This is a genomic window from Streptomyces sp. cg35 (genome assembly GCF_050410835.1).
Lineage (GTDB): Bacteria > Actinomycetota > Actinomycetes > Streptomycetales > Streptomycetaceae > Streptomyces.
In genome coordinates this window covers 1,216,053-1,242,165 of sequence record NZ_CP191268.1, presented here as the reverse complement: position 1 = coordinate 1,242,165, position 26,113 = coordinate 1,216,053, and the positions used below count along the sequence as shown (strand labels likewise).

The 26,113-nt window shown below is 71.6% G+C and carries 22 protein-coding genes, 1 tRNA gene and 1 pseudogene; 16 read left to right on the top strand and 8 right to left on the bottom strand.

The features are described 5' to 3' along the window. Positions 1-48 precede the first annotated feature (48 nt). The 5 genes from ACQUQD_RS05915 to ACQUQD_RS05895 all read left to right on the top strand — a co-directional run bounded on the left by ACQUQD_RS05915 (position 49) and on the right by ACQUQD_RS05895 (position 7,016). Positions 49-2,241 carry a right-handed parallel beta-helix repeat-containing protein gene (locus ACQUQD_RS05915; protein ID WP_428950874.1) on the top strand — a complete coding sequence of 731 codons (2,193 nt, stop codon included), beginning with the start codon at positions 49-51 and terminating at the stop codon, positions 2,239-2,241. Positions 2,242-2,377: 136 nt separating this feature from the next. Continuing rightward, on the top strand, positions 2,378-3,598 hold the full coding sequence (locus ACQUQD_RS05910) for a Gfo/Idh/MocA family protein (RefSeq protein ID WP_428950873.1): 1,221 nt from the start codon (positions 2,378-2,380) through the stop codon (positions 3,596-3,598). A 158-nt stretch (positions 3,599-3,756) separates the two neighbouring features. Further along, positions 3,757-4,785, top strand: a complete 1,029-nt coding sequence (gene tdh, locus ACQUQD_RS05905; RefSeq protein ID WP_428950872.1) for an L-threonine 3-dehydrogenase — start codon at positions 3,757-3,759, stop codon at positions 4,783-4,785. Positions 4,786-4,894: 109 nt separating this feature from the next. Next, the gene (locus tag ACQUQD_RS05900) at positions 4,895-6,091 is read left to right on the top strand and encodes a glycine C-acetyltransferase (protein ID WP_428950870.1); all 1,197 of its coding nucleotides are present in this window, start codon (positions 4,895-4,897) and stop codon (positions 6,089-6,091) included. Between the two features lie 22 nt (positions 6,092-6,113). Continuing rightward, entirely contained in the window at positions 6,114-7,016 is a 903-nt protein-coding gene (locus tag ACQUQD_RS05895; protein ID WP_428950869.1) for a LysR family transcriptional regulator, read from the top strand. Positions 7,017-7,083: 67 nt separating this feature from the next. On the opposite strand, the gene ACQUQD_RS05890 is transcribed toward ACQUQD_RS05895, so the two are convergent. Next, positions 7,084-8,100, bottom strand: coding sequence for a LacI family DNA-binding transcriptional regulator (locus ACQUQD_RS05890; RefSeq protein WP_428957464.1), 1,017 nt, complete (start codon positions 8,098-8,100; stop codon positions 7,084-7,086). A 220-nt stretch (positions 8,101-8,320) separates the two neighbouring features. On the opposite strand from ACQUQD_RS05890, the gene ACQUQD_RS05885 reads away from it, so the two are divergent. From ACQUQD_RS05885 to ACQUQD_RS05865, 5 genes are all read left to right on the top strand, one after another. Beyond that, a complete protein-coding gene (locus ACQUQD_RS05885) occupies positions 8,321-9,184 on the top strand; it encodes an ABC transporter permease (protein ID WP_428950868.1) in 864 nt (287 codons plus the stop codon). A gap of 43 nt (positions 9,185-9,227) precedes the next feature. Then, positions 9,228-10,256: an ABC transporter substrate-binding protein gene (locus ACQUQD_RS05880; RefSeq protein ID WP_428950867.1), complete on the top strand. Its 1,029-nt coding sequence runs from the start codon at positions 9,228-9,230 to the stop codon at positions 10,254-10,256. Positions 10,257-10,259: 3 nt separating this feature from the next. Continuing rightward, positions 10,260-11,087: an ABC transporter ATP-binding protein gene (locus ACQUQD_RS05875; RefSeq protein WP_428950866.1), complete on the top strand. Its 828-nt coding sequence runs from the start codon at positions 10,260-10,262 to the stop codon at positions 11,085-11,087. A gap of 68 nt (positions 11,088-11,155) precedes the next feature. Continuing rightward, a complete protein-coding gene (locus ACQUQD_RS05870; RefSeq protein ID WP_428950865.1) occupies positions 11,156-11,755 on the top strand; it encodes a helix-turn-helix domain-containing protein in 600 nt (199 codons plus the stop codon). Then, positions 11,755-12,294, top strand: coding sequence for a GNAT family N-acetyltransferase (locus ACQUQD_RS05865; RefSeq protein WP_428957463.1), 540 nt, complete (start codon positions 11,755-11,757; stop codon positions 12,292-12,294). The genes ACQUQD_RS05870 and ACQUQD_RS05865 overlap by 1 nt, the downstream gene beginning before the upstream one ends. 7 nt (positions 12,295-12,301) lie before the next feature. On the opposite strand, the gene ACQUQD_RS05860 is transcribed toward ACQUQD_RS05865, so the two are convergent. Further along, complete coding sequence (locus tag ACQUQD_RS05860; protein WP_428950864.1) at positions 12,302-13,165, bottom strand: sugar phosphate isomerase/epimerase family protein; 864 nt, start codon at positions 13,163-13,165, stop codon at positions 12,302-12,304. Between the two features lie 11 nt (positions 13,166-13,176). Next, complete coding sequence (locus ACQUQD_RS05855; RefSeq protein WP_428950862.1) at positions 13,177-16,686, bottom strand: ThuA domain-containing protein; 3,510 nt, start codon at positions 16,684-16,686, stop codon at positions 13,177-13,179. 283 nt (positions 16,687-16,969) lie between these two features. Here ACQUQD_RS05855 and ACQUQD_RS05850 point away from each other — a divergent pair, with 283 nt between their 5' ends. The 3 genes from ACQUQD_RS05850 (at position 16,970) to ACQUQD_RS05840 (ending at position 19,851) form a co-directional block, all read left to right on the top strand. Continuing rightward, the gene (locus tag ACQUQD_RS05850; protein WP_428950861.1) at positions 16,970-17,920 is read left to right on the top strand and encodes an alpha/beta fold hydrolase; all 951 of its coding nucleotides are present in this window, start codon (positions 16,970-16,972) and stop codon (positions 17,918-17,920) included. A gap of 48 nt (positions 17,921-17,968) precedes the next feature. Beyond that, complete coding sequence (locus tag ACQUQD_RS05845) at positions 17,969-18,328, top strand: MmcQ/YjbR family DNA-binding protein (protein ID WP_428950860.1); 360 nt, start codon at positions 17,969-17,971, stop codon at positions 18,326-18,328. A gap of 104 nt (positions 18,329-18,432) precedes the next feature. Next, on the top strand, positions 18,433-19,851 hold the full coding sequence (locus ACQUQD_RS05840) for an MFS transporter (protein ID WP_428950859.1): 1,419 nt from the start codon (positions 18,433-18,435) through the stop codon (positions 19,849-19,851). A 23-nt stretch (positions 19,852-19,874) separates the two neighbouring features. On the opposite strand, the gene ACQUQD_RS05835 is transcribed toward ACQUQD_RS05840, so the two are convergent. Then, positions 19,875-20,420, bottom strand: coding sequence for an SMI1/KNR4 family protein (locus tag ACQUQD_RS05835; protein ID WP_428950858.1), 546 nt, complete (start codon positions 20,418-20,420; stop codon positions 19,875-19,877). A 129-nt stretch (positions 20,421-20,549) separates the two neighbouring features. Here ACQUQD_RS05835 and ACQUQD_RS05830 point away from each other — a divergent pair, with 129 nt between their 5' ends. The 3 genes from ACQUQD_RS05830 (at position 20,550) to ACQUQD_RS05820 (ending at position 21,623) form a co-directional block, all read left to right on the top strand. Beyond that, the gene (locus ACQUQD_RS05830) at positions 20,550-21,038 is read left to right on the top strand and encodes a glutathione peroxidase (protein ID WP_428950857.1); all 489 of its coding nucleotides are present in this window, start codon (positions 20,550-20,552) and stop codon (positions 21,036-21,038) included. Positions 21,039-21,228: 190 nt separating this feature from the next. Then, positions 21,229-21,441 carry a hypothetical protein gene (locus tag ACQUQD_RS05825; RefSeq protein ID WP_428950856.1) on the top strand — a complete coding sequence of 71 codons (213 nt, stop codon included), beginning with the start codon at positions 21,229-21,231 and terminating at the stop codon, positions 21,439-21,441. Between the two features lie 108 nt (positions 21,442-21,549). Continuing rightward, positions 21,550-21,623 (top strand) — tRNA-Pro (locus ACQUQD_RS05820). Between the two features lie 564 nt (positions 21,624-22,187). Here ACQUQD_RS05820 and ACQUQD_RS05815 read toward each other — a convergent pair. The 4 genes and pseudogenes from ACQUQD_RS05815 to ACQUQD_RS05800 form a co-directional block, all read right to left on the bottom strand. Then, entirely contained in the window at positions 22,188-23,504 is a 1,317-nt protein-coding gene (locus ACQUQD_RS05815) for a S8 family peptidase (protein ID WP_428950855.1), read from the bottom strand. Further along, complete coding sequence (locus ACQUQD_RS05810; RefSeq protein WP_428950854.1) at positions 23,492-24,274, bottom strand: hypothetical protein; 783 nt, start codon at positions 24,272-24,274, stop codon at positions 23,492-23,494. The genes ACQUQD_RS05815 and ACQUQD_RS05810 overlap by 13 nt, the downstream gene beginning before the upstream one ends. Before the next feature lie 375 nt (positions 24,275-24,649). Next, a pseudogene (locus ACQUQD_RS05805) lies at positions 24,650-25,021 on the bottom strand (LysR family transcriptional regulator); the annotation flags it as partial. Beyond that, entirely contained in the window at positions 24,910-26,025 is a 1,116-nt protein-coding gene (locus ACQUQD_RS05800; RefSeq protein ID WP_428950853.1) for an integrase, read from the bottom strand. The pseudogene ACQUQD_RS05805 and the gene ACQUQD_RS05800, both read right to left, overlap by 112 nt. Between the last annotated feature and the right edge of the window lie 88 nt (positions 26,026-26,113).

The following is a 26,113-nucleotide window of genomic DNA, read 5'->3' as shown; positions in this document are numbered from 1 at the left end:
TCTGTGGTTGCTCGCGCGGTTCCCCGTGCCGCTTTGGGGCGCGCTGCCGTGGCGGTGCTGACGGCTGTCGCGGTCCTCGCCCTCACCCCGCTGCCCGGCGCCCGGGCAGCGGCCTCCGGCCCCATGGTCCTGCACGCCGCACCGCACGGGTCCGGCACGTCCTGCACCACCGGGCGCCCCTGTACGGTCGAGGGCGCGCGCGACGCCGCGCGCGCCGTCACCGGGCGGGCGGTACGCGTCGAACTCGCCGACGGCACCTACCGGTTGACTGCGCCCTTGAAGCTGGGCGCCGACGACTCCGGCGTCACCTGGGCCGCCGCGCCCGGCGCCGACCCCGTGCTCTCCGGCGGGCGCACGCTCACGGGCTGGGCCCCGAACTCCGACGGCACCTGGACCGCGAAGGTGCCCGAGGGCGTCACCCCGCGCCAGCTCTTCGTCGACGGGACCCGCGCCGTGCGGGCCCGGGGCGACTCCTGCGCCGCCGCCGTGTGCGACGCCACCAAGACCGGCATGACCGGCGCGCAGGCCACCGGGATCGACCGATGGGCCCGGCCCACCGACGCCGAGGCCGTCATCCGGGTGCGGTGGCGCAACTACCACTGCCGCATCGCGTCCGTCACCGGCGACCACATGACGTTCGCCCAGCCCTGCTGGACCAACTCCGCGTCCGGCACGAACCGCACGGGCCCCGCCTGGGACTCGACGACCGTCGACTCGGCCCGCTACTCCAAGGTCGCCTTCTTCGAGAACGCGCGTGAACTCCTCGACCGGCCGGGCGAGTTCGTGTGGGACTCGGCCGCGCGCACCGTCACGTACCTGCCGCGCGAGGGTGAGGACCCCCGCCGCTTCCGGGCCGTCACCCCCGTCATGGAGAACCTCCTCGTCCTCGACGGCGCCCACGACGTCCGCGTCACCGGCATCGACTTCGCGTACGCCGCCTACCTGCAGCCGTCCACCGACGAGGGCTACGCGGGCATGCAGGCCGGACTGACCCTGACCGGCGCCACGGGTCCCGTGGACCACGCGGGCCGGTTCTACACCAAGCCCGCCGCGGCCCTCACCGTGCGCGGCGGCCGGCATGTCGTCGTCGACCACGCGCGGTTCAGCCACCTCGGCGGCGCCGGCGCGGTCTTCGAGCAGGGCACGCAGGACTCCACCCTCACCCGCTCCCGCTTCACCGACCTCTCCTCCGGCGCCGCGTACATCGGCGACACGGACCCCACGCCGGGACCCGAACTCGTGGGGGCCCGCAACACGGTGTCGTACAACACCGTTCGCCACACAGGGGTGGAGTACACGGACGCCGTCGGCATCTGGGCGGGCTACGAGGCCGGGACCGTCATCGACCACAACACCCTCGACGACCTGCCGTACTCCGCCGTCTCCGTCGGCTGGGGCTGGAACCAGCCCGAGGCCCAGCAGTCCGTGCTGCGCGACAACCGCGTCACGAACAACCGGATCACCGACGTCATGCGGGTCGCCCACGAGCAGCACGACGGCGGCGCCATCTACACCCAGGGCGCCCAGCCCGGCACGGTGATCTCCGGCAACTACATCAACCGCAGCGCCTACGGGAACACCGAGCGCGACGGCAACGGCATCTACCTGGACGAACAGTCCAGCCACATCACGGTCAGCGGCAACGTCCTGACCCGCCTCGGCTACAAGTGGGTCTCCAACTGGGCCGACTACGGCATCGACAACCACGCCACCGGCAACTGGACCGACACCGACGCCCCCGCCCTCGCGGGCACCGGCTCGACCATGACCGACAACCACACCCGGCTCGACCGGCTGCCCGCCGCCGCCCTCAAGGTCGCCGCGGCGGCGGGCGCGGACGGCCACGGCCACGTCGAGCGGCTCCGGCCGGACCTGGCCCGCACCGGCACGGCCACCCAGTCCTCCACCGACGGGACGAGCGCCGCCGCCCGCGCCGTCGACGGGGACACCTCCACCGACACGCGCACGCTGTCCGAGGCGGGAGCCTGGTGGCAGGTCGACCTGGGCGCCGAACGGCACGTCGGGCAGGTGGAGATCTGGAACGACGCGTCGATGACGACGGGCGCGTTCGACGTGCGGCTCGCGTCGTCGGCCGACTTCTCCGACGCCACCACCGTCCACGTCACGGGCAAGGCCCTGCGCCCGACCCTGCTCGACACCGACACCGAGGCCCGTTACGTCCGCATCCAGCTGACCGGCACCGGACGCGTGGGCCTCGCGCAGGTCCAGGTGCACTCCTAGGACAGGGCGCACTCCCGCGAACCGCGCGGGGGCACCGCGGGTCCGTGGGGGACCCGCGGTGCCCCCGCGCCCGCGTGCTTGCTTCCATGAGGGCGCGCGCCGCACCGACACCACGTACAGGAAAGGCGGTTACGCCATGACCGATGCTCCCTCCGACCTCAGACTCGGCGTCCTCGGCTACGGACTGCGCGGCTCGATCGCCCGCACCGCCCACCGGCCCGGGGCCGGCTCCCGGGTCGTCGCCCTCGCGGACAGCGACGCGGCGGCGCGGACGGAGGCGGCCCTGGCGTTCCCCGGCGCCCTGATATCGAGTGACCACAAGAAGGTGATCGCGGACCCGGACGTCGACGCGATCGTCGTCCTCACCCCCGACCACACCCACGCCGACGTCGCCGGCGAGGCGCTCGAGGCGGGCAAGCCGGTCTTCGTCGAGAAGCCCCTCGACATCTCCGTCGAGCGCTGCGACGAACTGCTGCGCACCGCGTACGAGACCGGTTCGCGGCTCTACGTCGGCCACAACATGCGGCACATGCCGGTCGTCCGCCTGATGCGCGACGTCATCGCACGCGGCGAGATCGGCGAGGTCAAGACCGTGTGGGTGCGGCACTTCGTCGGCTACGGCGGCGACTGGTACTTCAAGGACTGGCACGCCGAACGGCAGTACACGAACGGGCTGTTGCTGCAGAAGGCCGCCCACGACATCGATGTCCTGCACTGGCTCGCGAACGGCTACACCCGCCAGGTGCAGGCCCTCGGCGACCTCATGGTCTACGGCGACAACCCGCACCGCCGGGAACCCGGCGAGCCCAAGCACGACGACTGGTACACGAAGGACGGCCACTGGCCGGCGGCCACCCAGCGCGGACTCAACCCCGTCATCGACGTCGAGGACGTGTCCCTGGTCAACATGCGCCTGGACAACGGGGTGCTGGCGGCCTACCAGCAGTGCCACTTCACCCCCGACTACTGGCGCAACTACACCGTCATCGGTGACGCGGGCCGCCTGGAGAACTTCGGCGACGGACCCGGGGGAGTGGTCAAGGTGTGGAACACGCGCCGCTCCTCCTACCGCGGCGAGGCCGACGCCGAGTACCCCGTGCCGGACGCCGAGGACAACGCCGGACACGGCGGAGCCGACCCGCTGCTCATCGACGAGTTCGTGCGCTTCGCGCGTGACGGCGGCGCCACCGACACCTCGCCGGTCGCCGCCCGCATGGCCGTCGCCGCCGGGGTGCGGGCCACCGAGTCGCTGCGCGACGGCGGCACGCCGCGAGAGGTGCCGGACCTGGACCCGGAGCTGATCGCGTACTTCGAGCGCGGACAGACCCACGGGGCGGCACACCGGCACGGCCTGTAGGAAAGCTGCGACGGCGCTTAAGAAATCCTCGATGGACCTGGGGCGCCGTCGTACGGAAGAGTCCGGGGTGGCGGCCGGCTGACCGCCACCCCACCCACTCTTCCCCGTACGCGGGCGGCTTCGCGCTGCCCGCGTACGCGACGACAGGAGCCGAGCCGTTGAAGGCACTGGTCAAGGAGAAGGCCGAACCGGGACTGTGGCTGACGGACGTGCCAGAGCCGTCCGTCGGCCCCGGTGACGTACTGATCAAGGTGCTGCGGACCGGGATCTGCGGTACAGACCTGCACATCCGCGGCTGGGACGGCTGGGCGCAGTCCACCGTCAGCGCGCCGCTCGTCGTCGGCCACGAGTTCGTCGGCGAGGTCGTCGGGACCGGCCGGGACGTCGCGGACATCGCCGTCGGTGACACGGTCAGCGGCGAGGGCCACCTCGTGTGCGGCAAGTGCCGCAACTGCCTGGCCGGACGGCGCCACCTGTGCCGCGCCACGGTCGGCCTCGGTGTCGGCCGCGACGGGGCGTTCGCCGAGTACGTCGCCCTGCCCGCGTCGAACGTGTGGGTGCACCGGGTCCCCGTCGACCTCGACGTGGCGGCGATCTTCGACCCGTTCGGCAACGCCGTGCACACCGCGCTGTCCTTCCCCCTCGTCGGCGAGGACGTGCTCATCACCGGCGCCGGACCGATCGGCCTCATGGCCGCCGCCGTCGCCAAGCACGCCGGCGCCCGCAACGTCGTGATCACCGACGTCAGCGAGGAGCGCCTGGAGCTGGCCCGCAAGGTCGGCGTCAGCCTCGCCCTGAACGTCGCGGACGCCACCATCGCCGACGGCCAGCGCACGCTCGGCCTGCGCGAGGGCTTCGACATCGGCCTGGAGATGTCCGGCAACCCGGTCGCGATGCGCGACATGCTCGCCAACATGACCCACGGCGGCAAGATCGCCATGCTCGGCCTGCCGTCGCAGGAGTTCGCCGTCGACTGGGCCCGCATCGTCACCTCGATGATCACCATCAAGGGCATCTACGGCCGCGAGATGTTCGAGACCTGGTACGCCATGTCGGTGCTGCTCGAAGGCGGCCTCGACCTCGCCCCGGTGATCACCGGCCGCTACGCGTACACCGACTTCGACGCGGCCTTCGACGACGCGGCGAGCGGCCGCGGCGGCAAGGTCATCCTCGACTGGGAAGTCTGATCCTCCAGGCTCGGTTCGCCTCCGGGACCCCGAAGCCGGTGCCCCTTCGGCTCACTCGCCGGGCGCCGGACCCGCCCCCGAACTCCCCCCGCTGACAAGGACTCACGTCATGTTCGACAACGTACGCGAAGACCTGCAGGCCACCCTCGACGAGATCGTCGCCGCCGGCCTGCACAAGCCCGAGCGGGTCATCGGCACCCCGCAGTCCGCCACCGTCGGCGTGACGGCGGGCGGCCGCCCCGGCGAGGTGCTCAACTTCTGCGCCAACAACTACCTCGGCCTCGCCGACCACCCCGAGGTGATCGCCGCGGGCCACGCCGCCCTCGACCGCTGGGGCTACGGCATGGCCTCCGTCCGCTTCATCTGCGGCACGCAGGAGGTGCACAAGGAGCTGGAGGCGCGCCTGTCCGCGTTCCTCGGCCAGGAGGACACGATCCTCTACTCCTCCTGCTTCGACGCCAACGGCGGCGTCTTCGAGACGCTCCTCGGCCCCGAGGACGCGGTGATCTCCGACGCCCTCAACCACGCCTCGATCATCGACGGCATCCGCCTCAGCAAGGCCAAGCGGTTCCGCTACGCCAACCGCGACATGGCCGACCTGGAGGCCCAGCTCAAGGCGGCCACCGAAGCGGGCGCCCGGCGCAAGCTGATCGTCACCGACGGCGTCTTCTCCATGGACGGCTACGTCGCGCCGCTGACGGACATCTGCGACCTCGCCGAGCGCCACGACGCCATGGTCATGGTCGACGACTCGCACGCCGTCGGCTTCGTCGGCCCCGGCGGCCGCGGCACCCCCGAGCTGCACGGCGTCATGGACCGCGTCGACATCATCACCGGCACCCTCGGCAAGGCCCTCGGCGGCGCCTCCGGCGGCTATGTCGCCGCCCGCGCGGAGATCGTCGCGCTGCTGCGCCAGCGCTCGCGCCCGTACCTGTTCTCCAACAGCCTCGCCCCGGTCATCGCGGCAGCCTCCCTGAAGGTCCTCGACCTCCTGGAGTCGGCCGGTGACCTGCGCGAACGCCTCGCCGCGAACACGAAGCTGTTCCGTACGCGGATGACCGAGGAAGGCTTCGACATCCTCCCCGGCGACCACGCCATCGCGCCGGTCATGATCGGCGACGCGTCGGTCGCGGGCCGGATGGCCGAGCTGCTCCTGGAGCGCGGCGTGTACGTGATCGGCTTCTCGTACCCGGTCGTGCCGCAGGGACAGGCCCGTATCCGCGTCCAGCTCTCCGCCGCGCACTCGACCGAGGACGTGAACAGGGCCGTGGACGCGTTCGTCGACGCCCGCGCGCAGCTCGGCTGACCGGTTTGCGAGAATCGGGGACATGATCGAAGCGCGGCGGCTGCACATCCTCCGGGCGGTGGCCGACCACCGCACGGTCACGGCGGCTGCCGCCGCGCTGTACCTCACCCCGTCCGCGGTCTCCCAGCAGCTGACCGCCCTGGAGCAGGAGACCGGTCACAAGCTGGTCGAGCGCGGCGCCCGCGGGGTCCGTCTGACCCCCGCGGGCGAGATCCTGCTCACCCACGCGAACGCCGTCCTGGCCCAGCTGGAGCGGGCCGAGGCGGAGCTCGCCGCCTACAGCACGGGCGAGGCGGGCACGGTCACGCTCGCCTCCTTCGCGACCGGCATCGGACTGGTCGTCGGCCCGGCCCTGGCCCGGCTCGCCCTGGCCGCGCCCGGCATCCGCGTCCGCGTCCAGGACGCCGAGGGCGACGCCAGCCTGCCGATGCTCCTGGACCGGCGCATCGATGTCGCGGTCGCCGTCGAGTACCGGGGCGCCCCGGGGGCCGACGACGACCGGATCACCCGGGTGCCGCTGTACGCCGAGCCGTTCGACGCGGTGCTGCCGGTCGCGCACCGGCTCGCGGACGCCGAGCGGGTGCCCGTCGGGGACCTGGCGAAGGACACCTGGATCGGCCCCTACCCCGGCAACCCGTGCCATGACGTGGTCGTCCTGGCCTGCGAGCACGCGGGATTCTCCCCGCAGTTCGAGCACTCCTCCGACGACTTCCGGGCGGTCGTCGCCCTGGCCTCGGCCGGCGCGGGCGTGGCCCTCGTCCCGCGTTCGGCCCTGGTGGGCATGGACCTCACCGAGGTCGTCGTCCACCCGATCGACGGCGTGGCCCCCACCCGGAAGGTCTTCGCCGCGGTCCGTCACGGGGCGGAGTCGCATCCGCTGATCCGGCCGGTCCTCGACGCGCTCGGGGAGGCGGCCCGGGGCTGACACCCCCGGTCACAGCACGCCGCCCGCCTCGTCGTCGCTCGCGGTCCGTGATCACGGCCACGCCCGCCTACGACAGGGCCCTCGTACTGCCCCGCACCATGACCTCCCCGGCGAACCGCTCCACCCGCGCCCGCTCCCCGCGCGGCTCCCGCAGGGCCAGGGCGAGCGCGGCCCGCCCCATCTCGGGCAGCGGCAGCGCCACCGTGGTCAGCGGCGGGGTCAGCTCCCGTACGAGCGGCACGTCGTCGAACCCGGCGAGCGACACGTCGTCCGGCACCCGCAGCCCCCGCTCGCGCAGCGCCGCCAGCGCGCCCACAGCCATCACGTCCGTCACCGCGAAGAGGCAGGTGGGCGACGCGCCCGGAGCGTCGAGGAGCCGGAGTGCCGCCGCGTGGCCGCCGTCCCGGGTGAAGGCCCCGCGCACCACCCGGTCCGCGGGCAGCGGTATCCCGGCCTCGGCCAGCCCCGCCCGGAACCCCGAGACCCGGTCGGCCACCGTCGTCAGCGACGCCGGGCCCGCGAGCACCGCGAACTCCCGGTGGCCCAGGGCGACGAGGGCCCGGGCCAGCGCCGCGGCCCCGGCCCGGTTGCCCGGCAGGACCGAGTCGACCCGCAGGCTGCGGTGCCGGCTGACCACCGCCACCCGGCCGCCCGAGCGCAGATACGGGGCGAGTTCGGCGTCCAGGGCCCGCTCCCAGGCCCGGTCCTGGATGCCGGAGCCGATCAGCAGGATGGCCCGCGCCCGCTGCCCCCGCAGCATCGACAGATACGCGATCTCGCGCTCGGGCTCCCGGAACGTGGAGACCAGCATCACCAGCAGATCCCGCTCCGCCGCGGCCGCCATCACCCCGCTCGCGATCGCCGCGAAGTACGGGTCGCCGACGTCATGGCAGATCACCCCGACGGTACTGCCCGTCGAACCGGCGAGCGCCTGGGCGTGCGCGTTCGGGATGTAGCCGAGGGCGTGCGCCGCCGCCCGGACCCGGCCGAGCAGTTCCGTCCGTACCCTCGCCGTACCGTTCAGCGCGCGTGACGCGGTGGCGGGGGAGACGCCGGCCCGGCGGGCCACGGCATCGAGCGTCACGTGCGGTCGTGCGTCCAGTGGTCCGTCCGGTTCGTCCACCGCGCCCCCTCGGTCCCGGTTCGCCACCGGTCACAGGAAACTTCTGCACGGTCTCTTGACCGCTCAGACATCGGCTCATTAGCGTGACTGACACCGTATCAGAAAGCGCTTTCTGAAAGCGATTTCGTAGCACCTGCTCCGCCGCTCCGCCGAAGCCGACCTGATATCAGGGGAGTTCCACGTGAGTCAGAGCACGGTCAAGTCAACTCCTCTGTGGATCAGTGGTGTTGATGAACGAAAGAAGCCGAGTGCCGGCCGCCGTCTCGCCGCGGCGGCCGAGAAGAGCTGGCGGCCGCTCGCCCTTCTCCTGGTCTGCTTCGGCGCCTGGTGGCTGATCGCCGCCGCCGAGCTCGTGGAGCCGTACCTCGTTCCCTCGCCCGGCCGCACCCTCGACGTCGTGCTCGACAAGCCCGACTACCTCTGGCAGCACAGCTGGGTCACCACGTACGAGACGCTGCTCGGCTTCGTCATCGCGGTGGGCGTCGGCGTGCTGTCGGCCGTCGTCATGGTGTACTCGACCACCGTCGAGAAGACCCTGTACCCGATCCTGCTGTTCGCCCAGGTCGTCCCGAAGATCGCGATCGCGCCGCTGTTCGTGGTGTGGCTCGGCTTCGGGATCGCGCCGAAGATCCTCATCGCGGTGCTCATCGCGTTCTTCCCCGTCGTCATCTCCATGGTCACCGGCCTCAAGGCGGTCGATCCGGAGATGCTGCAGCTGTCCGCGACGATGGGCGCGAGCCCCTGGCAGACGTTCCGCAAGATCCGGTTCCCGGCGTCGCTGCCGCACCTCTTCTCCGGGCTGAAGGTCGCGGTGACCCTCGCCGTCACCGGCGCCGTGGTCGGCGAGTTCGTCGGCGCGAACGAAGGGCTCGGCTACGTCATCCTCCAGGCCAACGGGAACCTGGACACCCCGATGCTGTTCGCCGGGCTGCTCGTCATGTCGCTGATCGGCGTCGTGCTGTTCGTGGCGGTGGAGATCGCGGAGAAGCTGCTGCTGCCGTGGCACGCCAGCCGGCGCGACGCCGCCGCCGTGACGACGTACTGAACGCGACCGGTCCATGGAACGTCCCTTCGCAGAAAGGCCCGCCATGCCCCCGCGCAGACTGCTGACCGCCACCGTGCCGCTCGCCCTGCTCGCGCTCGCCGCGACGGCCTGCGGCGGCGGCTCGGACACCACCTCGACCAGCGACTCCGGCAAGAAGCTCGACAAGGTCACGCTGACCCTGAACTGGTACCCGTACGGCGAGCACGCCCCGTTCTACTACGGCAAGCAGCGGAAGATCTTCGAGAAGCACGGCATCGACCTGGACATCCGGGCGGGCCAGGGCTCGCAGAAGACCGTGCAGGCCACCGGCGCCGGGCAGACCGACTTCGGCTGGGCGGACACCCCGGCCGTCCTCGCCGGTGTCGACCAAGGGGTGCAGGTCAGGAGCCTGGGTGTCTTCCTGCAGACGACGCCCGCCTCCGTGCAGTCCTTCGCCGCGCAGGGCATCGCCACCCCGGCCGACCTGAAGGGCACGACCATCGCGGGCACGGCCGGTGACGCGCTCTCCAAGACCTTCCCGATCTTCCTGAAGAAGAACGGCATCGCGGAGTCCGACGTCAAGGTCCAGAACACCGACCCGGCGGGCAAGATCGCCGCCGTCATCTCCGGGAAGACCGACGGCCTGCTCGGCTACGCCAGCGACCAGGGGCCCACCATGCAGGACAAGGCCAAGAAGGACGTCGCGTACCTGCGCTTCTCCGAGCACGGACTCAACTTCTACTCCAACGGGCTCATCGCGGGCCGCAAGACGCTCACCGGCCGCGGCGACCTCGCGCGGCGCATGGCGACGGCCGTCAGCGAGTCGTGGACCGCCGCCGAGAAGAGCCCGCAGCCCGCCGTCGCCGCCATGGACGGTGCCTCCGAGCAGCTTCCGCCCGCCGGTGTGCTGGCGGAGCAGTTCAGGACGACGCTGACGCTGCTGCACACGGAGGCGACCCGGGGCAAGGCGCCCGGTGTCAACACCGAGGCCGACTGGCAGCAGACCATCGACGTCTTCGCCCAGGCCGGTCTGGTCAAGAGCGCGAAGCCGGTCGAGCAGTACTGGGACGCCGACAACGCGATGAAGGGCTGAGGGATGACGATGGCCAAGGACGCCCCGGCCGGCACCGGTCCCCTCGCCCCGCCGCAGCCGGCCCCCGCCGTCCGCCTCGACGACGTCGCCGTCCGCTTCCGGACCAGGAGCAAGGACGTGACCGCCCTGCACGACGTCCGGCTCGACGTGTCCGACGGGGAGTTCGTCGCGATCGTCGGCCCGTCCGGCTGCGGCAAGTCCACGCTCCTCAAGCTCGTCGCCGGCCTGCTCGCGCCGTCCTCCGGTGAGGTCCTGCTGCACGGCGAGCGGGTGCGCGGGCCGCGCCACGACATCGGGTACGTCTTCCAGCGCGCGGCCCTGCTGGAATGGCGCTCGGCGCGGCGCAACATCCTCCTCCAGGCGGAGATGCGCGGCATGGCCGCCGCTCAAGCGCGGGCGCGCACCGCCGAGTTGATGGCGACGGCGGGCCTCGAAGGGTTCGAGGACGCCTACCCGCACGAGCTGTCCGGCGGGATGCAGCAGCGCGTCGCGCTGTGCCGGGCGCTGCTGCACGAACCGCCGGTCCTGCTGATGGACGAGCCGTTCGGGGCCCTCGACGCCCTCACCCGTGAGCAGCTGAACGTCGAGCTGAACCGGATCTGGCGCCGCACCCGCACCACCGTCCTCCTCGTCACGCACTCGATCGCGGAGGCCGTCTACCTGGCCGACCGGGTGCTCGTGATGAGCCCGCGCCCGGGTACGGTCACGGAGATCATCGAGGTCGGTCTCCCGCCGGAGCGCGGGTACGCCGAGACGCTCGCCACCCCGCAGTTCCGGTCGGCGACGGGCCGGATCAGGGAACTCCTGGGGGCGGTGGCCGCCCACGACTGAGCGGAGCGGGACCCTTCGCGGAGACCCCCGTGACCTCGCTGTTTCATATCTGGGATATCGTGCCGAATATGAGACGCGATGGTGAAGTGCCCACGGTTACCGATGCCGAGACGGATCCGGTCGACGCCCGGCTCGGCGCACGCCTGGCCGAACTGCGGGCCGAGCACGGCTGGTCCCTCGGTGAGCTGGCGGACCGCAGCGGGGTGAGCCGCTCCACGCTGTCCCGGGCCGAGCGGGCCGAGATCAGCCCGACCGCGGCGCTCCTCAACCGGCTGTGCGCCGTCTACGGACGCACCATGTCCCAGCTGCTCAGCGAGGTGGAGTCCGCCCCGGCCCAGGTCGTACGGGCCGCCGAGCAGCCCGTGTGGCGCGACGGCGCGACCGGCTTCGTCCGGCGCTCGGTCTCGCCGCCGCTCGCCGGTCTGCGCGCCGAGGTGGTCGAGGGCAGCCTCGAACCGTTCGCGGACGTCGTCTACGACCGGCCGCCCGTCCCCGGCCTGGAGCAGCACATCTGGGTGCTCGACGGCCGCCTCGACCTGACCGTGCAGGGCGTCACGCACACCCTCACCACGGGGGACTGCCTGCGCTTTCGCCTGTGGGGCCCGACGCACTTCCACTGCCCGGGACCCGAGGCCGTGCGCTACGCGCTCGTGGTGGTCCTGCCGTGATCCGTACCGAACGGCTGACCCCGGATCAGTTCGCGCCGCACGCAGGCGCGTTGGGGGAGCTGCTCGCCGACGTCGTGGCCGGCGGCGCCTCGCTCGGCTTCCTGAGCGGGCTCACGCGCGACGAGGCGACCGCGTGGTGGCTGGGCCGCACGCCCGTCGTCGAGACCGGTGACCTCGTCGTCTGGGCGGCGCTCGATGCGGCGGACGTCTGCGTGGGCACGGTCTCGCTCGGCTTCACCCGCTGGGCCAACGGCCGCCACCGCGCCGAGATCCTCAAGCTGATGGTGCACGATTCGGCCCGCGGCCAGGGGCTCGCCCGCACCCTGCTCACGACCGCCGAACAGGCCGCCGCCGACGCGGGCATCACCCTGCTCGTCCTCGACACGGAGACCGGCAGTCCCGCCGAGACCCTGTACCGCAAGGCCGGCTGGACCGAGGCCGGTGTCATCCCCGACTACGCGGCCGATCCGGCCGGGGTCCCGCGCCCGACGACGCTCTTCTACAAGCGTCCCCGGACCCAGGACCCCGACGCGCACTGACGTCGCGTCAGTATCTGAGCGCCGCGAGGTAGTTGTAGCTGTTACGTGCGGTCGCGAACGGATCGGCGGGTGTGTCGTGTTCGACGAGCCACTGCCGGACGCCGCCCTCGCGGGCATGCGCGAACATGGCGGCGAAGTCGAGCGTCCCCGACCCCACATCGGCGAAGTCCCCGTTCGGCGCCATGTCCTTGACGTGCAGCGCGGGGAACCGGCGCGGATGCCGTACGAAGTACGTCGCCGGGTCCGCCGCACCGCCCTTCGCCGCCCAGTACACGTCCAGCTCGAACGCGACCAGATGCGGATCGGTCTCCCGGACGAGGATGTCGTACAGGTTCTCCCCGTCCACCACCACATGGTCCGAACCGTGATTGTGGAACAGCACCGGGCCGAGCCCCGCCGCGCGCGACGCGGCCCCGATCCGGTTGAACTCCCGTGCCGCTTCCCGGAACCCGGCCACCGTGTGCATCGAGCCCGGCAGACTCGGCACGACCGGCCATGTCGCACCCAGCGTGTGCAGGTCGTCGAGGGCCTGGCCGAGACCGTCGCCGGTCAGTGTCGGGTACGCGACGTGCTCCAGGACCGCGCGCAGCCCCACCGCGTCGAGCATGCCGCGGATCCCGGCCGCGGTGTACCCGTGCCGGCCGCTCACGCCGACTGTCGCGTAGCCGATCTCCGCGAGCTGCCCGACGGTGCCCGCGAAGTCGCGCGCCAGTACGTCGCGCATCGTGTAGAGATGCATGCCGATGGCGCCGCGCGGGATCCGCCGTCGGCCGGACGCCGCGACGGGCGAGGTGAGGACGGCGGCTGCCGAGGCGCCGAGTGCCGTACCGAGAAGGGCTCTTCGGGTGACCGTTCGTGCGGTGCGTGTCATGTCGTCCTCCCTCACTTCACGGTGACGCGGACCGCGCCGGTCGTCGTGTCGCCCTTGTCGTCCGTCACCGTCAGATGCGCCGTGTAGGCACCCGCGCGTGCATACGTGTGCTCGGCCGTGGCCCCCTCCGTGCCGCTCGGTTTCCCGTTGTCGCCGAAGTCCCAGTGGTACGAGGCCGCTGTGCGGCCCTCCGGGAGCCGGACCGAGCCCTTGAGCGCGACCGCGAGCGGCGTCGTGCCCTCGGCGGGCGTCGCGCGCACGGTCACCTTGGCGCCGGCCCGCTTCTCCACCCCCGGCCCGTTGAAGTGCAGCCAGTCGAGGGCGAGCAGATCGGGCCCCTCGGCGGACCAGTCCGGGTTGCGGAACACCACGTAGAGCTTGAACGTGCTCTCATGCGGGGCGAGTTGCGTGGTCGGGGAGACCGCGTTGCCGTAGCCGCCGGTGTTCGGCACGGTCGCCTTCCCGAGCAGCGGCCCCGTCGGGGAACCGGCGCGGAACTCCACGTCCCCGCCGATCCCGCCGGACGCCGCGCCCACCGTCACCGAGTCGACGCCCTTGAGGTGCGCCGGGTCGAACGACACCCAATCGCCGTCCTCGATCTCGCCGAGCCGTTTGCCGCCCGACGCCTCCGCGCGACTCACCGTCTCCGCACCGTCGTGCGCGCCGCCGGTCGCCGTGAAGTGCTCGGCCTCCCGGAACGACGTGCGCAGGGTCAGCGAGTCCGACCCGGTGAGCGCCGGGACACCGGCCGTGCCGCCCTTGTCCTCGTACTGCGCGCTGATGCCGTAGTACAGGTTCTGGCCGGGGCCGTGGCTGTCCCCGGCGTCGGTGACGATCTCACCGGTGCAGCCCGTGTAGTTGTCCAGCGGATGCAGGTGGGTGTCGTGGCCGAGCTGCGACTGCACGACGACCCGCGAGCAGTCGATCCGCTTGCCGGAGCCGTCCTCCCGGTCCGTCACCTTCACCGTGAACGGAATCGTGTCGCCGAAGGAGAACATTCCGCCCTCGGGAGGCTGGTGGATCGTCACCACCGGTCTGGTGTTGCCGACGGTGACATCCGTGACCGCGCGACTGCTCAGCCCGCCGGGCCCGGTCACGGTGAGCCGCGCCGTGTACTGGCCGTTCTTCGTGTACGTGTGCGTGGGCTTCGCCTCGGTCGAGTCGGTGCTGCCGTCCCCGTCGAAGTCCCAGGCGTACGTGACCTGTTGCCCCTCGGGCAGTCCGGAGCCCGCGCTGTCGAACGCCACCTTCAGCGGCGCCTGCCCACTGTCCGGCGCCGCGGCCGCTCGGGCCTCCGGCAGCCTGCTGTCGGCGACGTAGTCGATACGGTAGATCCCCGCGCCCTCGTTGCTGCCGCCGCGGCCCGTGCCGCTGCCGAGCCCGAAGTCGATGACGTACAGCGCGCCGTCAGGACCGAAGTCCGCGTCGAACGGCTGGTTCCATTTCATGTCGCCGAACACGGAGTTGATGGAATTCAGATCGCCCGACTTCGCGGCCGGGAACCGCGGGTCGGTGAACGTCTGGTCCTTCTCCTGCATCGAGAAGACCTTGAACCACTGCCGCGTCAGCTCGTACGTGAACCACTTCCCGTCGAAGTACTCGGGGAATTTGGTGCGATACGTGTTCTCGGAGTCGTAGGCGTAGACGGGGCCGCTCATCGGGCCGCCGCCGCCCGTCCCCAGTTCCGGGAACTGCTCGGACGCAGAATACGCGTACCAGACCGTCGCGGGCTGCGCGGGCGGCAGTTCCGTCAGACCGGTGTTGTTCGGCGAGTCGTTCACGAGCTTCGCGCAGTCGAACTTCGCTCCCGAGGTCTTCGTCGCGAAGTCGTAGTCGTTGAACGGGGTGTTGTTCCCGATGCAGTACGGCCAGCCGAAGTTCCCCGCCTTCGTGATGCGGTCGAACTCGACCGTGCCCTCGGGGCCCCGGTCGGCCACGGCCTGCCGGGCGTCGGGACCGTAGTCCGCCACCAGCAGCGCCCCGGTCCTGGGATCCGTGGTGATGCGGAACGGATTGCGCAGCCCCATCGCGTACACCTCGGCCCGCGTCTTCTCCGTGCCCGGCGCGAAGAGATTGCCCTCGGGGATCGCGTACGTGCCGTCGTCCTTCGGCGTGATCCGCAGCACCTTTCCGCGCAGATCGTTCGTGTTGCCCGCGGTGCCCTGGGCGTCCCAGGCGCGGCGGTCCGCGCGCTCGTCGATCGGCGCGAAACCGTCGGAGGCGAAGGGATCGGTGTTGTCACCGGTCGCGATGTACAGATCGCCCTTCTTGTCGAAGGCGATCGACCCGGCCATGTGCGAATTGGCGCGGCCCTCGCCCCGCAAGGTGGGAATGGCGAGCAGGCGCTTCTCGCTCGCCGGATCGACCTTTCCGCCCGATTCCGTGAACCGCGACAGATTGATCCGCTTCTCCGTCTTGTCCGAATTCAGGAGATAGACCCAGTGGTTCTCCTGGAAGTCCGGATCGAGGGCGAGCCCCAGCAGCCCGTCCGACTGGCTCGTCATCTCCGGCGTGTACGCCAGATCGAGCGCCGTCGTGACCTTCATCGACTCCTGGTCGACGATCTTCAGCTTGCCGGTGCGCTGGATGAAGAACACCCGCCGGTCCGGCGCCACCGCCAGCTCGAACGGATCGGCGAGATCGGCCGTCGCCAGCGGCGTGCGCTGGAAGGCGCCCGTCTTCGTCGCCGAGCAGTCGCCCGCCTTGCTGCCCGCCGCCCACTCGATGCCGCCGAGCAGATGCCGCAGGAAACCCGCCTCCTGGAACGCCGACTTCGCGTGCCCGCCGGCCGTGTACCAGGAGCGGCCGCCGTCGTAGTTCTGGCACCACGACCACGGGTGGTCCACCCCCTCGTCGAGCCCGGAGACACCGTCACGCACCTTGATCTGCGCGAGCGTGTGCACCTTGCCCGTCGGATCGGCGCGCCAGTTGTACCACTCCTCCGTCCGTTCCCACAGCTCGGGAAGACCCTTCGTGGAGGGGTGCGCGTGGTCCAGGACCTTGACGCGGCCGGTCTGCACGGCCGGGTGCTGGTCGAAGATCGCCCCGACCAGCCCTTCGTACCAGCCCCAGTCCCGCTCGCTGGCCGACGCCGCGTGCAGTCCCACCCAGCCGCCGCCCCCGCGCACGTACTTCTGCAGGGCCGCGCGCTGGTCCGCGTCGAGCAGATCCCCGCTCTCCGGGGTGGAGTTGGTGTTGTTGAAGACGATCGCCCGGAAGCGGGCCAGGTTCGTGTCGGTGAACGCGGTGGCGTCGTCGGTCGCCTCGACCTCGAAGCCGTTCTCCGCGCCGAGCTTCTCGACGGCGTCGACACCGGCCTGGATCGAGTCATGGGCGAAGTTGGTGACCTTGGAGAAGACGAGGACCCGGAAGGCCTCCTCCTGTGCCTGGGCCCGCGGGCTCAGCCCGAGCCCGCCGGCGAGAAGAGCCAACAGGGCGAGGAGCAGGGTGAGGTGAGGGAGGTGACCTCTGGGTCTGCTCCGGCGGCGGACGGGCGGTGCGGCTGTACTCGACGTACTCATGGCGCTCCCTTGGCTGTCGGCCGCGGACGGATGCCGTGGCTGCGTGATGCTGCGGGTGTGCGGTGAGTGCTGGTGGAGTGCAGCCGGGAACGCCGGAGTGCGCCTTCCGGATTCACAGGACGTACCTAGAAAGCGCTTTCCCGAATGCGTCGTTCAGCGTAGGTTCGCCGGACCTGAGGGGTCAATGGGTCGGAAGCGGCGTACGTACCGACAGGAATGAGGGCCGACGGGGCAGGGGAGATGCAGGAAACCCGCACACCCAGCAGCGAACAGGAGCCGCCCCATGACCGACCCCGCCTACACCGCCACCGCTCTGAGCACCGGAGACGGCGCGGCCGTGGCCACGTACACCTGGCTGCCCGACGGCGGCCGGCCCCGCGCCTTCGTGCAGATCGCCCACGGCGCGGCCGAGCACGGACTGCGCTACGACCGGTTCGCCCGCCACCTCACCGCCCACGGCTACGCCGTCATCGCCTCCGACCACCGAGGCCACGGCGCCACCGCCGCCTCCACCGGCGGCTACGGCGTGACCGACGACGCGGAACCCGGCACCGTCGACGCCTGGGTCGCGATCGTCGAGGACATCAAGGCCATCGGCGACCAGGCGCGGGCGCTGCACCCGAACGTCCCCTTCGTGCTGCTCGGCCACAGCCTCGGCTCGCTGCTCGCCCGCGACTACGCCCAGCGGTACGCGGACGACCTCGTCGGGCTGATCCTCTCCGGCACGTTCCGCTCCCTGCCCGGCGCCGACAACGAGGGCTCGATCGCGGCCCTGGAGGCGGAGATCGCCCGCTCCGGCCGGGCCGCGCCCTCCTCCTACGTCCCCGACCTGTTCGCCTCGTTCAACGACCCCTACCCGCACCGCACCGGCTTCGAGTGGCTCTCGCGCGACGAGGCCGAGGTCGACAAGTACGTCGCCGACGAACGCTGCGGCTTCCCGTTCTCCGCGGGCCTCGCCCTGGACTGGGTCCGGGCCGTGCGCCGGATCAACGACCCGGCGAACCTCGCCCGCATCCCCGCCGACCTACCGATCCACGTCGCCGTCGGCACCGAGGACCCCTGCAACCAGCGGATGACCCTGGTCCACGAACTCCTGGAGGACTTCCGCTACGCGGGCGTCACCGACCTGACCTGGCGGGGCTACGAGGGCGCACGCCACGAGATCCTCAACGAGACCCACCGCGACGAGGTGCAGGCCGATCTCACCGCGTGGCTGGACAAACGAGTGCCGTGACCAGGTCGCCTGCCGTGATTGTCAGTGCCCTTGGCTACGGTTTCTCCCATGCCGGACGCCGAGGATGTACGCACCATCGCCCTGTCCCTGCCGGACACGACGGAGAAGATCGCCTGGAGCATGCCCACGTTCCGGGTCGCGGGGAAGATGTTCGCCACGCTGCCCGAGGAGGAGACGTCGATCGCCGTGCGCTGCCCCAAGGAGGAGCGCGACGAGCTGGTCCTGGCCGAGCCGGACAAGTTCTGGATCGCCGACCACGAGGCCTCCTTCGCCTGGGTCCGCGCCCGGCTCGCCGCCCTCGACGACACGGCGGAGCTGCGCGCCATCCTCGCCGACTCCTGGCGCCAGGCGGCCCCGCCCCGACTGCTCGACGCTCACCCGGAGTTGGGGCTCCCGGCCACGGACTGAAACTCCGTGGGGCCCGGCCCGGGGCGCGTGGCATGATCCGCCCGTAGAGAGGGCGGATGCGGCGTCGCAGGGGACGGCCGTGAGCCGGAAGGAGCCGGGCGGGCATGGGCGGGGACGGACCGACAGGACAGAACGGCGGAGAAAGCGGCGGTCCGGCGGGCGATGAGCGTGCCCCGGCCGGACAGGAGCGAGGCCGCGGACCGGGCGGCCTGACGGCGCGGCACGGCCCGTGGCGCCGGCGGAAGCGCGACGCCTCGACGACCCGCCCGCGCGGCATCTGGTCACGGGACTTCGGGCTGTTCTTCACGGCCCGGGCCGTCGCCAAGCTCGGCGACACCATGCTGCCCGTGGCGCTCGCCGCGGGCCTGCTCCAGTACGGGTACGGCGCGGGCGCCGTCGGCCTCGCGATGGCCGCGTCCGTCGGCTGCTTCGCCGGGCTCGTCATCTTCGGCGGGGTGTTCGCGGACCGGTTCAGCACCCGGTGGCTGATGATCGGCGCCGACGTCACACGCCTCGTCTCCCAGTCCCTCGCCGCCGTCATGTTCTTCACCGGGCACGTCGTGCTCTGGCAGATCTGCGTCATCGGCGCCGTCAACGGCGCGGCGTCCGCGATCTTCCAGCCCGGCGTGGCCAGCACCGTGCCCCGCCTCGCCGCCGATGTGCAGGCCGCCAACGGGGCGATCCGCGTCGCCGAGTCCGGCTCGCAGCTCGCGGGGCCCGCGGTCGCCGGTCTGCTCGTCGCGTTCGCCTCCCCGGGCCTCGTCTTCGCCGCGCACGCGGGGACGTACGCGCTGAGCGCCCTGTGCCTGCTGCTGCTCCGGCTGCCGCCCGCGGCCCCCGACAGCCGGGCCCCGAGCAACGGCTTCCGCAAGGACCTCGTCCAGGGCTGGCGGGAGTTCCGGTCCCGATCCTGGCTGTGGGGCGTCATCGCCGTCTGGTGCGTCCTGCAGATCGGCGCCTCGGGCCCGGCCGTCCCGCTCGTCGCCACCCAGGTCACACAGGAGTACGGGCCGCGCGCCTACGGCCTGGTCAACTCGGCACTCGGCGCGGGTACCGTCATCGGCGGCCTGATCGCCCTGCGCCTGCGGCCCCGCCGCATGCTCCGCGCGGGCTCCCTCGCCCTGCTCGGCTTCGCCCTGTTCCCCGCCGCGGTCGGCGCGGGCCTCGGCGTGCCCGGGATGATGGCGGGCTGTGCGGTCGCCGGGGTCGGCATGTCGTTCTGGGGTGTGATGTGGGCGACGAGCGTCCAGACGCAGGTGCCTCACGACGTCCTCAACCGTATCCACGCGTACGACGTCGCCGGCTCCCTCGCCATGGCGCCGGTCGGCCAGGCGCTCGCGGGCCCCGCCGCCGGGGCGTTCGGTACGCATCACGTCCTGCTCGCCGGCGGCGTGGTCACGCTCGGGTGCGTCGCCGCCCTGCTCCTGATCCCGGCGATCCGCGGCCTGGAACGGGCCGATGCACCCCGCATGCCTTCCTTGCCCGTGCCGGAGCCGCGACCGGCGAGGTCCGGCCCCCGCTGACCCGCTGGGCCGGACCTCGGCGATCAGGCGTCGCCGTACCAGCCCCTGCCGCTGGACCAGTGCGCGACCCAGCCCGCGAAACCGGGATCGCCCGCGAAGCCCCCGAACGCCGCGCCGAGCGGGGCGGCGCCCTCTCCGCTGATCCACCAGATGCGGCCGCGCTGGGGGCCGGTGACGACGAGGTGCCAGTTCATGCCGCAGCCGTCCGTCCCGAGCACGAGCGACCCGTGGTCGAAGACCGCGTCGGGCACGTCCTCGTCGGGATCCACGTCGTCGGCCTCCCACACCCATTCCTGCTCGAGCGGGAACGGCAGATCCGGCCGACGCGCGTCCCGCTCGTCCCCCCAGTCGCCCGGCAGCCCGGCCAGCGGCACGAGCCCGTACTCGGGCGGCCCCTGCTCGCAGCCGTCGGATATCTCGGCCACGCAGGTGCGGTACGGCTCCGGCAGCACGATGCCGTGTTCCGCCTCGAAGGCGCGCACCGCGTCCCAGCCGAGCGGGGGAGCGCCGTCCTCGAGCGCGGCGCGGAGCAGGTCGAGCTCCGCCGGATCAGCCTGATCGACATTCATGGGGAACAGTTACCACCGACGACGCCCGCGGCAGGTGGGGGAGCCGGGCCCCCACGCGAGCCGGCGGGGCCCGGGCCCACAATGGGCGGACCGGCAGAACCCATTGGGTACCGAACACACAGGAGTGACATGTCTGTCTTCGACACCGAGATCGGCGCTCTCACCGGCGGCTCCGCCGACCTGGGGCAGTACAAGGGCAAGGCCGTGCTGATCGTCAACGTCGCCTCCAAGTGCGGCCTCACCCCGCAGTACACCGCGCTGGAGGAACTGCAGAAGCGGTACGCCGACCGCGGCTTCACGGTGCTGGGGGTGCCCTGCAACCAGTTCATGGGCCAGGAGCCCGGCACCGCCGACGAGATCGCCGAGTTCTGCTCGGCGACGTACGGCGTGACGTTCCCGCTGACCGAGAAGGTCGACGTCAACGGGGACGACCGGCACCCCCTCTACGGCCAGCTGGTCACCACGCCCGACGCCGAAGGCCACACCGGCGATGTGCGGTGGAACTTCGAGAAGTTCCTGATCTCCCCCAGCGGCACCGTCACCGCGCGCTTCGCCCCGCAGACGGAGCCGGACGCGGAGGCCGTGACCGCGGCCATCGAGGGCGTCCTGCCGCACTGACGCCGGTCCGGGACACAGCAGGGTGCGTCCCGGTTCGCCCGGGCCACCCGCGTTCGCTCGGGGCACCCGCCGCGTCCTCGTGCGCGGCCGTGTCCCGGCGGCGCCGCTTGCCTCAAAAATCGAACACATGCTCTAGTGGTGTCATGCGGAACACCCTCACCGATGGCCCCACTCCGAGCGGGAGCGCCCCGTGGCCGACGAAATAGTCGTGCACCGTCCGTCGCCGACCGGTGGTCGCCGGGTCACGGCCGGCCAGACGATCCTCGGCCTCGCGCACAGCGACCGCGACGTGATCGAGTTCCTGCGCCGCGCCGGGCTCGACGACGCCGAGGGACTCGTGCTGGGGGATTCGCCGCTCATCCGCTGGGCGGGCGGACGCGCGCACGAGTACGGGGCGCCTTGAGCCGCGCTGGTACCTCCCCGCACGGGAAAGGCGTGCGCGACCACGGCTCCGAGTGCGGTATGGTTTCCGTGCACGTTCGGCCAGGGGAAACTCCAGGTCAGCGAGCACCGGGACGTGGCGCAGCTTGGTAGCGCACTTGACTGGGGGTCAAGGGGTCGCAGGTTCAAATCCTGTCGTCCCGACAGTTCGACTCGTCGAATGTCGCAGGTGAAGGGCCGTTTTCGAACGGCCCTTTTTCTGTTTTCCGGTGCGCTCCCTGGTGGGAGCGGGGGAGTGGGGCGGGCTCCCGCTGTCCCCTCGTCTGTTTGCTCCCCCTGGGGGCGGTGCGCGCATATTCGATTTCTTGCGCCCATGGGGCGGGGAGCCGCAGGCGACAAACCAGGCACGGATGTGAACGTGAGCGACATCTTGACCCCAGTTCCGCTTTTGTTCACGTGTTATGTCGACTATGGGGCTCGCTGGTTGCGTGGGGTGTGGAGGAGTTGAACGCGGAGGGGAGTCCTGCAGCGGCTCGCCCGCATCGGGTCATCGCGGCTGCGGACTTCGCGCACCGGTCGAGGGATACGTCGGAGGCGCCGCATCCGGGGGAGTCATCGTGGGGTGAACTGGCTTACTACGCAAAAGAGTTGGCGGCATCCACCGAGGACAGCGATGTCGCGGCGCCGGCCGATGCGGTGCGCGAGGCGGGACGGTTGAGGGAGGGCGGCGGCAGGCAATGAGGCCCGCCGCCGCCCGTGCCACAGGTGCTACTGGTTACCCCAACCGGCTCCCGGTCCGGCTCCCGGCCCCGGTGCTCCCCAGCTGGCCACCGGTGCGGCGGGTGCCGCGCCGCGGGCCTTGCGGCCGCGGCGGAGCAGCAGGATGCCGCCGATGAGTGCCAGCAGCCCCGGCCCGCCGAACGCGGCGGCCATCCCCACGTATTCGCTGTCGAGGCCCGCGGCGATACGGGCCGGGGTGCCGTCGTCGCCGGAGCCGAAGTGGGCCCCCGCGCCCTTGGTGCCCACTGGCACCGTCCTGGTGCCCTTCACCTTCGCGGCGGCGCGCAGCGCGGCCGCGGCGTCGATCTCGCCGTAGCCGGTGGTCGGCGAGTACGTGCCGGGGTGCGCGGCCGTCTTCCGCAGGACCTGGGACACCTGGGCGGGCGACAGATCCGGGTACTTCGACAGCAGCAGCGCCACGACGCCGGAGGTCAGCGCGGTGGCGGACGAGGTGCCGTCGATCGGCATCAGGCCCTTGCTGTGGTAGTCGGCGCTGTAGATACCGGTGCCCGGCGCCGCGATGTCCACGTAGTTGTGAACGGACGAGAACGACGTCCGCTGCCCGCCCGGCTGGGTGGCCGCCACGGTGAGCACGCCCGGGTAGGCCGCCGGATAGCCGACGTTGTTCTCGCCGCCGCCGTTGCCGGTGTCGTCGATCTCGTTCAGGTCGCCGCTGTTGCCGGCCGCGACGACCACGGTGACGCCCTTGGAGAGCGCGTACGAGATCGCCGCGATGTCGGTGGTGTCGCTGTGCGAGAACATGGCGTCGCTGCCGAGCGACATCGAGATCACCTTGACGCCGTGCTTCACCGCGTACGTGATCGAGTCGCTCAGGGCGTGGACGTTGTCGTCGTTCCCGCCGCCGTTCTCGACGGCCTCCTTCCAGGTCTCGTAGTCGGGGTCCTTGTCGTCGCGGATCGCCCGCAGCCCGAGGACCTTCGCCTGCGGTGCTGCCTCCAGCACGTTCGAGGCCATGGCCGTGCCGTGCGCGCCGTACCAGGACGCGTCCTGGTCGGTCTCCTGGAGCATGTCAGGGCCGTTGGTCACGCGGCCGTTCAGCGCCGGGTGGCCGGTGCGTATCCCGGTGTCGATGACGGCCACCTTCACGCCGTCGCCCTGGGTCACGGCGTGCGCCTGGGGCAGCGAGAGCGCCGCCTTTTCCCAGCCGCGCGCGGCCGCGGTGGCGGTGCCCGGTGCTGTGGCGACCAGCGTGAACGCGAGCCCGCCGACCAGGGTGGCGAGGGCCGACCGCGGCGGACGGCGCAGACGCGGCTTCGGTGCTTCGGCGCGGCTCAGACGCCCCATGACTTCTCCTTGCCGCTGAGGACATCCGGGAACGAGCGGCCGTAGGCGCTGGCGATGTCGTCGGCCATGTCGGGGTAGATCGACAGCTCGCTGAGGTCGCCGTAGGCGTCCCATTCCTCGGGCAGCGTGCCGTACGTGCGCTTGAGGTCGACCGGCCCCGCGGTGACGGCCACGACATAGGGCGGATCGTCGATGCCCACACCGATGTCCGAGACGCCGCCGCCCATGGCCCGCCAGTTGGCGGCCAGGGTACCCGGCGCGGAGAGCGGCTTGACGGGCGGTGTGACGGGCTCGCTGGCCCGGGCCGCCGACTTGGCCTCGTAGTAGTGGTTCGACAGCGCCTTCGCGCCCGCGTAGGAGTCGGTGACGATGAGCGCGACCGTGGCCGCGTTCTTGCCGCCGCCGTCGACATACGTGGCGGCCAGCACCCGCTTGCACCCGACCGACTTGGCCTTCTTCAGGAAGGTGCCCTGCAGGTTCTTCGCGCAGGAGCCCTCGCCGATGATGCCCTGCCTCATCCAGCCCTTGTTGTGCTGGATGAGGCTGGTGTCCTCCAGGTGCGCCGGGAAGATCTGGTCCGTCTTGAGGTTGTGCCAGGCCTTGGGCATGAACTCCGGGTTGGACACGGTGTGTTGTGAATTCTTGACGGCGGCGGCGAACACGGCCGCGCCGATCAGCAGCGGGAGGACGCCCAGCACGATGAGGACCGTGCCCCAGATCCGCGAGCCCTTCCCGGCGGAACGGTTGCCCGGCCCGCCGGCAGGAGGCATCGGCGCGAAACCGCCGCCCTGGGGCGGGACGTTCGGGAGGGGCGGCGCGGGCTGTGCCGGGTAGCCGTAACCGGGCTGCGGCTGCGCGGCTTGGCCCGCGCCCGGAGACGGCGGATAGCCCCCATAGGGTGGACTCCCGTAGGCACCCCCTTGGGCAGGGTACGACTGCGGCTCCGGCTGCCAGGGCCCCGGAGCGGGTGTGGACGGCACGTGTGCTTCCCCTCGTGATCTTCAGCCGGTGACCGCACCCTGTTCAGTTGAGGTGGGGCGGGTTCGGCAATGACCGTGTGCAGGGGTAAAGGTAATAGGAACATAAGGAACCAGCCGTGGCGGGGCTGCTTTCGGCACGGGAGATCCACGGTCTTGCGGGGCTGGTCAGGCAGTGCGTAGCGCTTCTTCATGCCGCGTAATCTCCGGCAACGGATCGGCCCGCCGTCCCACCTCCAGCACGTCGCGCACCGCACCCTCCGCCGCCCCCAGCCGCTCCCGCCGGCGCGCGACGATGCTGACCGGACGGAGTGGTTCGGTCAAGGGGAGTTGGAGGTCGCCGGAGTCGAGTCGGTGGGCGACCGCGAGGCGGGGGAGGCTCCCTGGCCGTGGCCACGTCAGGCGGAGCAGGGCCGACAGCGAGCCCGTCACCATGGAGAGTTGGGCGCCGGCCGGCAGGTCGCGGCTGAAGCGGTCGACCAGCATCTCGCTCGTGCAGCCGGGCTCCGCCACCAGGAAGTCGACGGCCAGGAGGCCGTCGGGCCCGGCTGCGTCCCGCGCCGCCAGCGGGTGTGCCGGGCCCGCCACCAACCCCTGCGGTCGTGGCCGACGACCGCGTGCGGGCCATGCGCTCGCGCCCCGCGGTCGTACTGCAGAGTTAGGTGCAACTGGTGCAACTGGTGCAGCGCGTGGTGCAGATGACGTTCATTCCAGATGAGGGTGCGGTCCAGTAGTTCGTGACGGCAGGTCTGGACCCAACGCTCCATGAGGGCGTTCATGCGCGGGATTCGGATGCCGGTGCGCACGACTTGGATGCCGGCGTTGGCCAGGATCTCGTCGAAGAGGGCAGGGTACTTCGCGTCCCGGTCTCGGATCAGGTAGGCGACGGTGGCTTGCGCGTCCGTCCGGTCGATGGCCAGGTTGCGGGCAGTCTGGGTGACCCAGGCCGCGGAGGGACGGGCAGTGGTGCCAAGGATCCGAATGCGGCGGGTGGCGTGTTCGATGATCGCGAGGATGTACTGGCGTCGGCCGGTCAGGGGGACGGTCTGGATCAAGTCGCAGGCCAAGAGAGCGTCTGCCTGCGAGCGCAGGAAGTCGGCCCAGGTGGTGGCGGCCCGCTCGGGCGCTGGATCGATGCCCTCACGCGTGAGGACTTCCAAGGTGGTGAAGGCGGCGATCTGGATGCCGAGGGTGGCGAGCTCGCCGTGCACCCGGCGGTAACCCCACGAGGGGTTCTCACGGACCAGGCGCAGGATCAGCATGCGGATCGAGCGGATTGTGGGCGGGCGGCCGGGTCTCTTCGGCCGGCAGGTACGGACATGACGCCGTTTCGTCAGGTCGCGATGCCGGCGCGGCACAGTGTCAGGCCGGGCCAGTAACTGCAACCGCCGCAGGCCTTGACGGCGCAGGGGCACCAGCAGAGCAGCAAGAAACACCCGGACTTCCGGAGCGAGCTTCACCCGGTCCGCCCCGAGCGGTCGTTCGAGGACGGTGAACTGGTGGCGCAGGGCGAGGACCTCCGCGTCCTTGTCGCGGTCGCTCATCACATCGCCGTCAGGGCCGACCTGGGGTGCCGCGCTCCATGGAGCGCGCATCGGGCGTGATCAGCCTCACGGCAGGGTTCGGCAAGTA